Source organism: Chryseobacterium sp. OV279 (genome assembly GCF_900128945.1).
Classification (GTDB): domain Bacteria; phylum Bacteroidota; class Bacteroidia; order Flavobacteriales; family Weeksellaceae; genus Chryseobacterium.
In genome coordinates this window covers 589265-603944 of record NZ_FQUD01000004.1, presented here as the reverse complement: position 1 = coordinate 603944, position 14680 = coordinate 589265, and the positions used below count along the sequence as shown (strand labels likewise).

Below are 14680 nucleotides of genomic sequence, written 5' to 3'. Positions count from 1 at the left end.
TCCTATGGAAAAATTACCAATAAGCATCTGCATCCTCTCCTGGAAAACCGGAGAAACGCTGAACAACACTTTGAAATCCTATAAAAAACACGGTCTTCTTGAGATGACGGATGATATTCTCGTTCTTTTTCAGGAAGTAAGTGAACAGGATAAAAAGACGGCCGGAAAGTATGGAATCCGGTACATAGGACTGGATGAAAATATCGGGATCGGGAAAGGAATGAAATTGCTGGCTGAAAACGCCTCATCTGAAAACATTCTCTTTCTGGAACACGACTGGGAGCTTATTGAAGATCAGGCAACCACCCTTTCACAGCTTAAAAGCGGCATAGAACTTCTCGATCAGGGATTTGATGTTATACGCTACCGAAACAGGAAAACACCCGGATATCCGCTGATCTCCATCAGACATAAAGGCAACGAACTTGATTACTATGACGACTGGCATGAATGTACCTCGCCACACCTCCTGGAATCTCTGCACTGGCTGGATCCTGCACAAGAATTTCCGGACAAAATACAGAAACAGGGTGACTATTTTATAACCACTTCCCGCTGGGCCAACTGGACGAATAACCCTTATCTTGTCCGAAAGGATTTTCTGCTGGGTACCATCATTCCTTTTTCAGGGGAAACTGCATCACTTGAAAGAAATATTGCCGCGTGGTGGGTAAAGCAGGATTTCAAAATTGCACAGGGCGAAGGCCTTTTCAAACACAATGATCTTACCAAGTACCCGAAGAAAAGCATCATTCGGAAAATACTTAGTAAATTGAAAAATAAATTTAAATAAACCGTACAGAATGAAAATTCTTTTCCATGAGAACGAACTCAACTACAGAGGAACTTCCATCGCATTATATGATTATGCAGATTTCAATGAACGATATCTGGGAAACGAATCATTGATTGTATATGATAAAACTTCGACAACCAATCATCCGCTGGGTATCGAAAAATTCTCCAAACGCTTTAATGTGATTGGCTATTCTGACTTTAAAGAAGTGGATGACCTCATCAGTAAAAATAATATAGACCTGTTTTATGCCATTAAAAACGGTGATATCGATCATATAGAGACCAAAGAATGTAAAACATGCATCCACAGTGTCTTCAAGCATTTTGAACCGCACGGTGATGTGTACGCCTACGTTTCCGAGTGGCTGAGCCATGAAATGACAGGTTCAAAATATCCTTTTGTTCCGCATATGGTTAATTTTGAAGAAGGAACCAACCAGGATCTCAGAAAAGACCTGAATATTCCTCCACATGCAAAAGTATTCGGTTACTATGGCGGTCATGCCAGCTTTAACATCCTATTTGCGCAGCAGACCATCGAAAAAATAGCTTCAAAATATAAGGATGTTTATTTTATTTTTATGGGCGTAGATTCTTTTGTGAAAAAAAGATGGTGGAAATCAGCTCCTTCCAACATTATTTTCCTGCCACCAAGCTCGGATATTATCATGAAACAAAAATTCATCAATACCTGTAATGCTTTGCTACATGCCCGTGAAAGAGGAGAAACCTTCGGAATTACGGTGGCAGAATTTGCCATTAAAGGAAAACCGGTGGTCGCTTTTGCAGATCCTCCTGAGAAAGCGCATATCAGTCACCTTGGAAATCAGGCCTATTATTACCGTAATGAAAAAGAGCTTAGAGATATTCTATTAGATGCGGATCTGAGTCGGTCTGCAGAAGAATTATTCCGAAAATTCCTGCCGCATCCCGTGATGGATACCTTTAAGGAGGTTTTTATTTATTAATGTATGAAAACGAAAATAATTAACTATTTAATTGGTTTATTATTAGCCATTTATTATTGCGTATATCTGCAAAATACTTATTTGCAGCTGGTCGTCAATAAAAATGACTGGCATCTTGGAGAATGGCTGATCAATTATCAGGATGGAGGATTTAAACGGCGAGGGCTTCTCGGAAGTTTATTTGTCTTCATCAATGAACTCACCGGAGTTCATCTGGCCAATATCGTTTTTGTTTTCCTGTTCATCATTTACACACTTTTCTTTATTCTCTTCATAAAGTTTATCTGGCCGAATAAGAATACCCTTTTAACGATAAGTCTTTTGCTGCTCCCTGCAGGTCTGGGAATGGTTTTAAAAGATCATACCATCATCCCTAAAAAAGAGATTATATTCTTTCTCTTTTATCTCGTGTATCTTCTATGTCTGCGGTCTAAAATGGTGATCAAAGATTATGTGATCACTTTGTTTATACTCATAGCTCTGCTCATCCATGAGGCAGCATTTTTTTATCTGCCTTTTGTGAGTCTTGCCTATTTTGTAAAAAACAGCGAACCAACGGCTCATAAAATAAAGAAAATATTTTTTTATCAGTTACTTCCGGCTACTCTCGTTATGTTGTTCTTCTATAAATTCGGGATCAGCATCAAAACGGAAAACACCGTATCATTTTTTAAAGATCATGGTTATCTGCTAAAAGAATTAAACATATACGATTATTATCAATCTGATTTTGATGTGTCCAGCATCTATAAAACCTATCTGTATGGCTATGTGACCTACAGCATCAGTCTATTTCTGGCCGCACTTACTGTATTCATCTACTGTAAGCTGAATAAGATTAAAATCAATCCTGTTTTTCTCATCATACAGGTCATTTTCCTGATTCCATTATTTATTAAAGGCTTTGACTGGGGCAGATGGATTAATATTTTCTTTTCTTTGCTGACTCTTTTTATCATTGGAGAAAAGCAATTGGTCAGCAGTCTGAAAAAAGATGGTGTTGCGATATTATTAATTATCTTTAATTCTTTTTGGACGATGATGGCCTTTTATCAGGGGTTCTCAAGCTTTACACTGCTTGATGTCATGATAAAGAAAGTGTACTATTTTTTATATTTTAATCTATTTCGCGGATGAAACCAAAACCAGTTACTTATATAATCAGCATCGTATTAGCAATTTATTATTTTGTTAGTATAAAAACTACCTATTCGCTTATTGTAGAGAATAAAGGAGGATGGTATCTTGGAGAATGGCTGATTAACTATCAGGACGGAGGCTTCAAACGGAGAGGCTTTTTCGGCACCCTGTTTATCGCGATTAATGAACTCACTAAAATAAATCTGGAGTACATCATATTCGCCTTTCTATTCATCGTTTATACGCTGTTCTTTTATTTACTGGTGAAGCTGTTCTGGAAGGAAAAAAACAATCTTCTGGTTCTAGCGCTTGTCATGCTTCCGGCTGGTTTCGGGATGATGGTAAAAGATCCTTCCATTGCATCAAAAAAAGAAATTATATTCTTCCTTTTCTACCTGATGTATATCCTTTGCCTTCGATCTAAAATCGTTGTGAAGGATTTTGTCATCACGCTGTTTATTCTTATTGCTATTTTAACCCATGAAGCAGCCTACTTTTATATTCCTTTTGTAAGCTTCACCTATTTTGTGAAAAATGATGGTTTATTATTGGATAAAATAAAAAAAATAGCCATTTATCAACTGATTCCCGCTACCATTGTTATGCTGATTCTTTATAAATTCGGGATCAGTATTAATACACAAAATTCTGTGTTATTTTTAAAGAACCATGGATTGATACTGGATGAATTGGGAATTTATGAATATGATCCGAACTACAATGTCTTAGCTTTTTACAAACAAAATTTATACAGTTATCAAACTTATATCATTAGCATACTGATTGGGGCATTTACCTTTTACTTCTACTGCAGATTGAATAAAGTGAAAATCAATGTTCTGTTTATAGTGATACAGACCGCTTTTTTAATTCCTCTATTTTATCTGGCTTTAGATTGGGGAAGATGGATCAATATTTTCTTTTCTCTACTGACTATATTTATTGTCACCGACCAGAAATCCATTCTTACCAGAAAACAGGAAATCATGACCTTTATATTGATCCTGTTTAATCTTTCGTGGACGATGATGCTGAAGACCGAAGGTTTTTTAACATTCCCGGCTCTTGACGCTTTACTTAAGAAAGTCTATTATTTTATTTACTACAAAATTCATAATATATTGATCAATTAATGCCTGTATGAAAATACCCGAAATCCATATTATAATCGTCACTTACAATGCCATAAAATGGGCAGAACGATGCTTTACGAGCCTTAGAAAATCTTCGGTTCCTGTGAAATGCATCGTGGTAGATAACGGATCTGTGGACGGCACGCAGGAGTACATCAGAAATAACTTTCCTGAAGTAGATTTTACCCAGTCTGAAACCAATCTGGGTTTTGGAAAAGCCAATAATATAGGCATCGAAAAAGCATATAAAAACGGAGCAGATTTCTTTTATCTGATGAATCAGGATGCATGGCTGTATGAAGACAGCATGGAAAAAATGCTGGAGGTATTCAACCACCATCCTCGTCAGGAAGAAGTGGGAATCATAAGCCCCATTCATATAGACGGTACAGAAAAATATATGGATATTTTCCTGGATCAGTATATTGCCAAGAACTACGAAAAGACCAGAATGATTTCAGATCTGTATTTTCAGACGCTGAAGCCTTGGTATGAGATTAATTTTATCAATGCCGCCCACTGGCTTCTCCCAAGAAAAACAATAGAATCTGTAGGTGGATTCAATCCTTATTTTTTCCATTACGGAGAAGATGATGAATATGTCAACCGCGTGCATTTTCACAACATGAAAGTGATCCTAGTTCCGGGGAGTAAAGTGGTACATGACGGTGTTCAGCTGCTTCATAAAATAGATTTTACAAAGTATGAAGATGTAAGAATAGAGATCAACGCGATGAATCCTAATCTTCCGAATGGTCTTCAGCTTGAAAAAAAATCTCTTAGACAGAGTATGTTTAAAAATATCATTACCGGAAACTTTGACCATTATAAAAAGTTGTCAAAAAAGTATAAGAAAATCTGTTCAGACAGTGCAAAATTAAGCAGTTTCAGAAATCAGGTGATGCAGAAAGGTCCGGCTTTTCTTAATCTGTCGTAAATTAGCCTGAACATAAGCGAAAAATAAATGATGAAAAATACAATATTATGTGTGGAATAGCAGGAATCATAAGCAACAATGCAAGAAACTATCAGGAGGAAATCCGGAAAATGACGGATTCTATGATACACCGTGGTCCGGATTCTTCGCATTATGAATTTTATGACCATGCCGCTTTGGGCCATCGAAGACTTTCCATTATTGATCTGTCTGAAAATGGAAAACAGCCCATGTTCTCAAGCACCAAAAATGAATGTATTGTTCTGAACGGTGAGATCTACGGCTATCAGGATATTAAGAAAAAATATGGGGAATACCCTTTTCACGGAGGTTCAGACACAGAAGTTATTCTGGCGATGTACCAGAGAAAAAAAGAAAACCTCATCCATGATCTTCCCGGGATGTTTGCTTTTGCGATCTGGGACGATCAGCAACAGCAGCTGTTCTGCGCCAGAGACAGATTCGGGGAAAAGCCTTTTTACTACGCAATAGGGAACAACAATGAATTTATTTTCGCATCAGAAATCAAAGCTATTTTAGCCTCCGGATTGATACAGCCTAAAGTAAGTTCCGAAGCCCTCTCCCACTATCTTCAGTACGGATATGTAAGCACTTACCAGAGTATCTACAGTAATATTTTCACCCTTCCTCCCGCTCATCAGCTGATCTGGAAAGACGGAAAAATTACGGTTTCCCGTTACTACAGCCTTCCGGCAAAAGACAGAACGCTAAGTCTTTCTGATGCTAAGGAAGAATTTCTGTATCTGCTGAAAAATGCAGTAAAAAAACAGCTTATTGCAGATGTCCAGGTCGGAAGTTTCCTGAGCGGAGGTCTGGATTCATCATCCATAGTCGCTTTGGTAGACGAGTTTCTGCCTCATCAGACGACCATCAGTTTCGGGTATGACCATAAAGACAATGAGCTGAAATATGCCAAAGAAATTGCCGATAAATACAACACCAACCATATAGAAGTTCACGAAAAAAAAGAAGACCTCGTTGCCTCTCTGCTGAAGATTACTCCGTTTTTTGATGAACCTTTCGCCGATGCCTCATTTATCCCGCATTATGAGATCTGTAAATACGCCAGACAAAATCTGACCGTTGTATTGTCAGGGGATGTTGGGGATGAGCTTTTTGGAGGATATCATTTCTATACCGTTGAAAATAAGTTAAGAAATCACTTCAGTTATAAAAATATCGTTGCTCAATTTGGACTGAAACTTTATCAGAAGATGAGAACAACCTCCTATTTGACGCAGAAAAATTTAAAACATTCATCCATCATGGACTTTCACCTGAACGCTGTGAGAAATGATTTCAACAAAAAAGAGCGCGATCTTCTGGGTGTTACAGCCAATTACCTTCAGGATTATAGTTTTACCCCGGATCCGGATTCTCTTAATGACATTATGAGAGTGGATCTGGAAAATTATGTTCCCGCCAATATGATGGTAAAATCAGACAGAATGGCTATGGCCAATTCATTGGAAGTACGAACACCTTTCCTTGACCTTGATTTCGCAGAATTCTGTATCCAGCTCCCGGATCAGCTTAAACTGGACGAGAAAAACGATAAGATTATTCTTCGTGAAGCGATGGGCTCTTACTGGACGGAAACCATCAGACAACGTCATAAGCAGGGATTCGGTTTGGGAGTGAAAAACTGGTTTGCAGAAGAAAATCTGATGAATCTTTCCAATGATCTGCTTCATAACCCCAATCATAAAGTGTTTAATTTTATTGATTATAAAACAACCCAGCAATTCCTGAATAAGGATGAAAAGCACTGGAACCTGTTACAGCTTGCCCTTTGGGCGGATAATAATCAATCTGTATTATAATTTTCTATAATGATTGAAATCTCTGTGATTATACCCGTTTACAATGCCGCTGATTTTCTTGAAAAAGCAGTTCATTCTGCGGCACAATTTAACGAAGTAAAAGAAATCATTCTGGCGGAAGATCAGTCTACCGATGATTCGCTGGAAATCTGCAGAAGGCTGGCTGCGGAAATATCTAAGGTAAAACTGTTTCAGCATCCGAATGGAGAAAACCGCGGTGCCGGTGCCTCAAGAAATCTCGGTATCGACAATGCAACCTCTGATTTCATCGCATTCCTGGATGCCGATGATTATTACTTATCAAACAGATTTGATGCGGAAAAAGAACTTTTTGAGGATTTAAAAATTGAAGGAATTTTTGGTGCGATCGGGACAGAATATTTAACCGAAAAAGGAAAGCACGAATTTCAGTCTAAATTCAAAGAGATGTCTTTGAGTACAGTCGAATATCCGGCGGAAGAAGAAGAAGTTTTCAGAGGGCTTTTAAGTTTAACCCCTAAAACTTTCGGTACCTCATTTCACCTAAATTCACTTACGGTGAGAAGGGATTCTCTGAGACGTAACCATATCCGTTTTAATGAAGCTCTCCGTGTTCATCAGGATTCGGAACTGATCATCAGGCTGGCTTATCATTGCCACCTGAAAACCGGTATTATCGACAAAGCGATTGCCATAAGGGGAATTCATGATGACAACAGAATTACAAAAATCATAAAATACACGCCACAATATAACCAGAGGCAGTTTCTTTTCTGGAAATCTATGAATGACTGGGCTGTTTCTCAGCAGATCGCTCCCGAATACAGAAAGAGAATTTATTTAATTTATAAATCATTCGATCTGTCTTTAAAAAATGGATTGGCGAAATATGGCAGTATTTTTCTGGAAATATTGAAAAACCCGGATATACTAAAGACGAAATACCGCTTCACTTACTACAACAGATAATCATGGAAATCTCAGTAATCATTCCTGTATACAACGCCGAAAAGTATATTTCAAAAGCTGTAGAGTCCGCCCTGCAGCTGGAGGAAGTAATGGAAGTGATCCTGATCGAGGACCAGTCTCCGGACCATTCACTTTCAGTATGCCGGGAACTTGCTCAGCAATATGAAAGGGTAAAACTTTTTCAGCATCCGGATAAAGGGAATCATGGTGCGGGAGCCAGCAGAAACCTGGGTATTGAAAAATCTACAGGTGATTTCATTGCTTTCCTGGATGCCGATGATTACTTCCTTCCCAACAGATTTGATGCGGAAAGGGATCTTTTCAGCAATCCCAATGTAGAAGGGGTATTCAATGCCATCGGTACTGAATTTTTAACAGATAAAGGAAAAGAAGAGTTCCTATCCAATATCAATGATACGTATCTGCTGACCGTCAATTATCCAGCGGAAGGTACTGAGGTTTTCAGAGGATTATTGGGGCAGACTCCAAAAGTATTCGGTACATTTTTTACGCTGGATGCCCTTACTCTGAGAGCATCTGCTCTTGAGAAAAGCGGTTTAAAATTCAACGAAGATTTACGGGTTCATCAGGACTCCGATTTTATTATCAAACTGGCGTATCACTGTTATTTAAAAGCCGGAATTATTGATGAAGCTGTCGCTATGAGAGGTATCCATGATGATAACAGAATCACGAAGATCAAAAAATATTCTACTCAGTATAACCAGAGACAGTTTCTTTTCTGGAATTCTTTATATCAATGGTCCAAAACGAACAGATTAGATCAGGATGTAAAACAACATATCAGTCTGCAAAAAAAAGCTTTTGAACTTTCTGTAAAAAAAGGATTTCCCAAAGCGAAGACTCTTCTTGCTGCCATACTTAAAGATCCAAAAATTCTAAAAACCAAATACAGATTTACGTACACAAATCATGAAGCTCAATAATTTACAAATATTAAGAGGCATATCTGCTCTTCTGGTGTGCTGTTTTCACTTCAAAGAATACATCAACTTTGAAAATCTTCCACTTGGCAATATTTTGTTTGCAAAAGGGAGTATTGGTGTAAGCATCTTTTTTGTGATCAGCGGGTTTATCATGGCGTTTACGACCTTAAAAAAGGATTTCAGCATTAATACGTCAAAGGAGATCAAGTTATTCTACAAACGCAGAATCATCAGGATTATACCTCTTTATTTCCTACTTTCCGCAGGATGGATGATTATTGGAGGAACTCTGATGTTTTATTTCCATGGGGAAGGCTTGAGAAGACTTATCCATTCCGTGTTATTTCTTCCTCAAAAAGATACGTTTCCAGTACTCTATCTTGGCTGGTCTCTTAATTACGAAATGTTTTTTTACCTGATATTCGGCCTATCTCTGTTCTTCAAAAAAAGAAGATATATTTTTATTTCCTTATTTTTCATCTTAACGTATATAGCAGGACTTTTATTCCCAACCGAAAATGCTTATCTGAAAATGGTTTCCAGTCACCTCAACCTATATTTTGTAGTGGGAATTCTGTTTGCCCTTTTGTTGGACAAAATTTCTATTAGTAAAACATGGGCTCAGGTTATATGTACTGTAGGTATCCTTTTATTTTCAGCATTTTTATTCAATTTTATAGCCATATCAGACAGTTTATTAGTATTGCTGATCGTGTCTTTATTCGTTTTATCATTTCTACTGTTTGATTACACACTTCATTTCAAAGGGAACAGGTTTCTTATCTTTTTAGGTGATATTTCCTATTCTCTGTATCTTTCACATCCATTTGTAGAACTGTTTTTCAGAAGATTTAAGGTAGAAGAATATTTCAATATTCCCTATTTCATATTAAAATTGATTATTGTCATTGGCGTTGCCGCATTTTTGTATTATTTTGTAGAGAAAAAAATAACTGAATATTTAAAGCTTAAATTAAAAGCTTAAAGCACATCGTGCCATAACACAAATATTTTTTTAATTGTTCCAAAATGAAGATGAAAATATCAATAATCATTCCCGTATACAATGCGGAGAAATTCGTTTCTCATGCCGTAGAATCAGCGCTTCAGTTTGATGATGTTTATGAAGTCATCCTGATAGAAGACCAGTCTCCGGACAATGCCCTGCAGGTATGTCAGCAACTCGCTGAAAAACACGAAAGAGTTAAGCTCTATCAACATCCTGACAAGGGGAATCATGGTGCTTCGGGCAGCAGAAATTTAGGGATAAGAAAAGCTACCGGAGATTTTTTAGCATTTTTAGATGCTGATGACTATTACCTTCCTAACCGCTTCGACGCAGAAAAAGAGCTTTTCAAGAATCCTGAAGTGGAAGGTGTATATGGTGCACTTGGAGTACATTATTATTCTGAAAAGGCTAAAGAGCAATATTACAGGATATTTAAAGACAGGCTTACTACTGTCTATAAAAAGCACCGTCCTGAAGATGTCTTTTTTGGACAGATCCATATGCTGGGAGCTTTTGGTCTGTTCAGCATTGATACTCTGACACTCCGCAGGGAGCCTTTAATGCAAAAAATGGAGGTATTATTCAAAACTCATTTAAGGCTTCACGAAGATACCGAGTTTCTTTTCCGTTTATCATACTATCTTGCCCTGTACCCGGGAAGTATTGATAAAGCAGTGGCTATGCGAGGGGTGCATGAACACAACAGAATCACCAAAGTGGATACTTTTATCATAAATCCGGCGGTCTCCAGAGCATTATTGTGGAACGAAATCCATCATTGGGCCGAGACAGAAGATACGATTCCCGAAAATGCGAAAGTTCACATCAAAAGGATGCGTCGCAGCTTTGAAATAGCCAAAGCACCCAGGTTAAAAAAATGGAGCATGGTGTTCAAATATCTGTTCACGGATTACCGAAGCATCAGATCGGGGCTGTATAATATCAACTTCAAGCGCACGCTAATTTCTTAACATAATATAAATTCCGTAACTGCATGGAATTAAAACACCTATAAAATTTAAGACTTCACTATATTTGTGGTTGCTTATTTTAAAAACATGAAAATCTCGGTAATCGTACCTGTTTATAATGCTGAAAGATTTGTTTCTCAGGCCGTGGAATCTGCGCTTCAGTTTGATGATGTGCATGAAGTGATTCTGATAGAGGACAAATCTCCTGATAACGCTTTAGAAGTATGTCAGCAGCTTGCCGGAAAACATGACCGGGTACAGCTCTATCAGCATCCGGACAAGGGCAACCATGGCGCTGGCCCCAGCAGAAATCTGGGAATAGAAAAAGCTACAGGAGATTTCATTGCTTTTCTGGATGCCGATGATTATTTTCTTCCAAACCGCTTCGATGCAGAAAAAGAACTTTTCAAAAATCCCGATGTAGAAGGAGTTTATGGTGCTCTTGGAGTACATTACTACACGGCAAAGGCCAAAGAACAGTATTATTCTTTGTTTGAAGATAAGCTGACTACCGTTTACAAAAAGCACGGTCCAAAAGATGTTTTTCCCGGCCAGATCTATATGTTGGGAAGCTTTGGGCTTTTCAGTATTGACGCGCTCACTATCCGCAGGGAAGCGATGATGAAAAAAATGGAGATCTTATTCCGGACCAATTTAAGGCTTCATCAGGACACCGAATTTCTTTTCCGTCTCTCTTTCTACCTTGATCTTTATCCCGGAATTCTGGATGAAGCTGTAGCGGTAAGAGGTGTACATGAAAATAACCGGATCACGGCAGTAGATTCAAAGAAAATAAACCCGGCAAGCACGAGGGTTCTTTTATGGAAAGAAATTGATAGCTGGGCCGCTGATGAGAAAAAGATGCCAGAAAACGTAAAACAGCACATCAGCAGGATGTACCGCAGCTTTCAGATTGCAAATGCCTCTGTACTAAACAAATGGGGAATGATTCTGAAGTATTTAGTGACAGATTATACAAGCATCCGTTCAGGACTATACAACATTAATTTCAGAGACCGTTTATTTTAATTTTCTCAGGTCTGCCTTTACAGAATCTGCGATCTGAGCAGTAAGCACCTTACTGGATTCTTTGTACATATGATTTCCGTCTGTATACACAAAATCATTACAGCGTCCGGAAAAGTCGTAAAATTTAATATTCTTTCTCGTTGAAAGATCTCTCATCAGTCCGCTAAATTCAGGGAATCTTTTGTTTTCAAGATTCATAATGTTTTGAGTGGCAGGAATCCGAACCAGATAGATAGTTCCTTTGGGCTGCAAATAGTCTATGATCTCATTAAGCGCCTTCATCCTTACCTGAGACAGCTTGTAATCCTTCAGCATAAGTTGATATTCCTGTGTTTTCTTGGCTATTCTGGCATTTACAGAATCTTTGTTCATATCAACATTTACTTCCATCCATCCGTCTTTATGAAGAAACGTATTGGACTTTACGACAGCTTCTCTGTCCAGGTATATTCTGAACCAGCTCTTATTTAAATTTTTAAGAAGATATTCGTAATTGGGCGACATGTTATAAAAATACATGTTTTTGAACGGTGATTTCTCTTCAGGGTAATCTGCTTTCGTGAATACATCATTTTTCAGGGACAGGTTCCATGGATTGACGGTAACAATAAAAATTCCGTTTTTGGTATCCGGATCCAGTTTTCTTTTTAAAGCATTGAGATAGATCTCGCCGTAAGGAGACTGGGCAATGTTCAGTGAAAAATTGTCAAAGGGAGTGGCCAGTTTATTTTTCAAAACTTCAGGCACGATTCCCTGCACACTTCTGGAATCTCCTAAAATAATATTCTTCGGTTTCTCCACTGCAAAGTGCATATAATTATCATCCGTATTACCGTCTGCATAAGAAGCCAGAAGCATCAGCACCGCAATAATTCCGATGATATAGAATGATATTTTAAATAAAAACTTTCCCATATTAAAACTGTTCGTAAATAAAGCTACCGTTGGAAAATACTCCGTAATACATGATGAGGAAGATCAGAAAAACATACATCCCTCTTCTTACCAAAGGATTCAGTCTTTTGATATCAAGCCCGTGTTCCTGATCTTTGTTGATCCAGTCAATTAAAACGACGATGGCTATTAAGGCCAAAATTTTAATTTTAATAAACTGTGGGATTGAAAAAAGCGATAGACTAAAGATCTTTCCGTACATCCCAAAAGCTTCTTTTAAACCTGGAGCCACAAATAAGATTAATGCAAAACAAACTAAAGTCATCGTATAAAAAATATTCCCCAATTCTTTAAATGTCGGGAAGTTTTTAGATAACTTTTTCTTCTTGTTGATCTGATTATTAACCACCAGAGGGATATAATACAGCCCCTGTAGCGCGCCATAACAGATAAACGTCCAATTCGCACCATGCCAGAAACCTATGATGACAAAATTGAGGAATACGGCGAGCAACAATCCTTTTTTATCATAATCACGAAAAGCAATGACCAATGGTGTAAATACGTATTCCGTAAGCCATGAGGTCAGAGAGATGTGCCATTTTCTCCAGTAGTCAGCGATATTCTGGGCAAATAGAGGAAAAGCAAAGTTCTTGGTCGTTTTGAAACCTAAAAGTTTAGCAAAACCTATAGCCATATCCGAATACCCTGAAAAATCTGCATACATCTGAAAAAGGAAAAGTATCGCTCCAAAAGCAACGGTACTTCCTGAAAGATGTTCGTAATTGGCAAAAATATTCTGAGTTATAGGAGCAATGGTATTGGAAACCACTAATTTTTTAAAAGCCCCGAATAAAATCTGTCTTGCGGCATCCGAGCCGTTTTCTAACGTAAAAACTCTTTCTTTTTTAAGTTGAGGAAGCAATAATCCACCTTTATCAATAGGTCCGGAAGTCATGCTTGGAAAAAAAGAAATATAATTAAAGAAGGCCAAAGCATCAGTCTCAGCTTTCAGTTTATTATTCTTGATGTCAATCAGATAACTGATCATTCTAAACGTATAAAAACTGATTCCAAGCGGCAGAATGATTTTTAAGGTCAGATCATTTTTAATCCCAAACAGGTCGGTAAAAGATTCAATAAAGAAATTGAAATATTTAAAATATAACAGTGTTCCCATAGAAAAGATTAAACCGAGATTGACCCAAAGCTTTGTCTTAGGACCTTTTTCAGCAATTTTTAGGCCCAGAAAGTAAATGATAGCAGAACTTCCTATCAACAGTGTGAGAAATCTCCAGTCCCAATACGCATAAAAGATATAGCTTGCCAGCAGCAGAAATATATTTTGTGCTTTAAGATTTTTCCCTAAAACCCACCAATACATGGCAAAAAAAACGGAAAAGAAGAGCACAAATATTAATGAGGTAAACTGCATCGTCAGTTACTGTTTAAAAGTTCAACAATTCCATAAGAAAGCATTAAAAAAGCAACCTTCCTGTTATTGAAAAGTATGGCTTCTTTTGGGGGTGAGATGAGCATTCCTCCTTTTTCTGTAAGGTCTTCTATCGTGGCTTCAATATCTTCCACTTCATAGCAGATGTGGTAGTATGAAATTCTTTTTTTCAAAAGATTTTCTACCGGTTTTCCGGAAACAAGCTCAATATTAAGACCGTCTTCAACCATAATCATGCATAATTCTGCTTCCTGTTTCGGGTCAAAAACAACGGGAGTTTCTTCTATGATCGTGTGCAGCTTCCTGATATTCTGGAGTTCTGCCTGTAAATCCTTACAGGCAACTCCTATGTGGTGAAACTTCATTACAGCTTTGCAGCAACAGAGTCTGCCATTTCTCCTACATTATTCCAGGTCTGGATCTCTGAAGAAGTGAAACGAATTCCAAAAGCTCTTTCTACCGCTACGATTAATTGAATATGAGAAAGGGAATCCCATTCTTCCACATCGTTTGCCGTAGTTTCAGCGGTTAAAGTAATTTCTTCATTGTCTAATTCTTCACGGAAAATTTCTGACAGTTTTGATAAAATTTCGTTCTTATTCATAGTGC

General features: G+C 37.7%; 15 protein-coding genes. 11 read left to right on the top strand and 4 right to left on the bottom strand.

Features of this window, described 5'->3' with window-relative positions; translation table 11 throughout:
- Nucleotides 1–4 precede the first annotated feature (4 nt).
- The 11 genes from BUA72_RS19765 (at nucleotide 5) to BUA72_RS19715 (ending at nucleotide 11724) form a co-directional block, all read left to right on the top strand.
- Entirely contained in the window at nucleotides 5–793 is a 789-nt protein-coding gene (locus BUA72_RS19765; RefSeq protein WP_072924738.1) for a glycosyltransferase family 2 protein, read from the top strand.
- Between the two features lie 10 nt (nucleotides 794–803).
- On the top strand, nucleotides 804–1766 hold the full coding sequence (locus BUA72_RS19760) for a glycosyltransferase family protein (protein ID WP_072924737.1): 963 nt from the start codon (nucleotides 804–806) through the stop codon (nucleotides 1764–1766).
- A gap of 3 nt (nucleotides 1767–1769) precedes the next feature.
- A complete protein-coding gene (locus BUA72_RS19755; RefSeq protein ID WP_072924735.1) occupies nucleotides 1770–2903 on the top strand; it encodes a hypothetical protein in 1134 nt (377 codons plus the stop codon).
- Nucleotides 2900–4039: a hypothetical protein gene (locus BUA72_RS19750; protein ID WP_072924734.1), complete on the top strand. Its 1140-nt coding sequence runs from the start codon at nucleotides 2900–2902 to the stop codon at nucleotides 4037–4039. Before BUA72_RS19755 ends, BUA72_RS19750 begins: the two co-directional genes overlap by 4 nt.
- A gap of 7 nt (nucleotides 4040–4046) precedes the next feature.
- Nucleotides 4047–4976, top strand: coding sequence for a glycosyltransferase family 2 protein (locus BUA72_RS19745; protein WP_228407927.1), 930 nt, complete (start codon nucleotides 4047–4049; stop codon nucleotides 4974–4976).
- 47 nt (nucleotides 4977–5023) lie between these two features.
- Nucleotides 5024–6820, top strand: coding sequence for an asparagine synthase (glutamine-hydrolyzing) (gene asnB, locus BUA72_RS19740; RefSeq protein ID WP_072924732.1), 1797 nt, complete (start codon nucleotides 5024–5026; stop codon nucleotides 6818–6820).
- 9 nt (nucleotides 6821–6829) lie between these two features.
- Nucleotides 6830–7768 carry a glycosyltransferase family 2 protein gene (locus BUA72_RS19735; RefSeq protein WP_072924731.1) on the top strand — a complete coding sequence of 313 codons (939 nt, stop codon included), beginning with the start codon at nucleotides 6830–6832 and terminating at the stop codon, nucleotides 7766–7768.
- Between the two features lie 2 nt (nucleotides 7769–7770).
- Nucleotides 7771–8715 (top strand): glycosyltransferase family 2 protein, encoded by a 945-nt coding sequence (locus BUA72_RS19730; protein WP_228407926.1) that lies wholly within the window; start codon nucleotides 7771–7773, stop codon nucleotides 8713–8715.
- The gene (locus BUA72_RS19725) at nucleotides 8702–9700 is read left to right on the top strand and encodes an acyltransferase family protein (RefSeq protein WP_072924728.1); all 999 of its coding nucleotides are present in this window, start codon (nucleotides 8702–8704) and stop codon (nucleotides 9698–9700) included. The genes BUA72_RS19730 and BUA72_RS19725 overlap by 14 nt, the downstream gene beginning before the upstream one ends.
- Nucleotides 9701–9750: 50 nt before the next feature.
- The gene (locus BUA72_RS19720; RefSeq protein ID WP_072925063.1) at nucleotides 9751–10695 is read left to right on the top strand and encodes a glycosyltransferase family 2 protein; all 945 of its coding nucleotides are present in this window, start codon (nucleotides 9751–9753) and stop codon (nucleotides 10693–10695) included.
- Between the two features lie 87 nt (nucleotides 10696–10782).
- Nucleotides 10783–11724 (top strand): glycosyltransferase family 2 protein, encoded by a 942-nt coding sequence (locus BUA72_RS19715; protein ID WP_072924726.1) that lies wholly within the window; start codon nucleotides 10783–10785, stop codon nucleotides 11722–11724.
- Here BUA72_RS19715 and BUA72_RS19710 read toward each other — a convergent pair.
- Genes BUA72_RS19710 through BUA72_RS19695 form a run of 4 tightly spaced genes read right to left on the bottom strand, consistent with a single transcriptional unit; the run spans nucleotide 11716 to nucleotide 14675 of the window.
- A complete protein-coding gene (locus BUA72_RS19710) occupies nucleotides 11716–12639 on the bottom strand; it encodes a hypothetical protein (protein WP_228407925.1) in 924 nt (307 codons plus the stop codon). The two genes, BUA72_RS19715 and BUA72_RS19710, sit on opposite strands and share 9 nt — an antisense overlap.
- A gap of 1 nt (nucleotide 12640) precedes the next feature.
- Nucleotides 12641–14053: an MBOAT family O-acyltransferase gene (locus BUA72_RS19705; RefSeq protein WP_072924725.1), complete on the bottom strand. Its 1413-nt coding sequence runs from the start codon at nucleotides 14051–14053 to the stop codon at nucleotides 12641–12643.
- A gap of 2 nt (nucleotides 14054–14055) precedes the next feature.
- Nucleotides 14056–14436: a VOC family protein gene (locus tag BUA72_RS19700; protein ID WP_072924723.1), complete on the bottom strand. Its 381-nt coding sequence runs from the start codon at nucleotides 14434–14436 to the stop codon at nucleotides 14056–14058.
- Nucleotides 14436–14675 (bottom strand): acyl carrier protein, encoded by a 240-nt coding sequence (locus BUA72_RS19695; protein ID WP_047450687.1) that lies wholly within the window; start codon nucleotides 14673–14675, stop codon nucleotides 14436–14438. Before BUA72_RS19695 ends, BUA72_RS19700 begins: the two co-directional genes overlap by 1 nt.
- Between the last annotated feature and the right edge of the window lie 5 nt (nucleotides 14676–14680).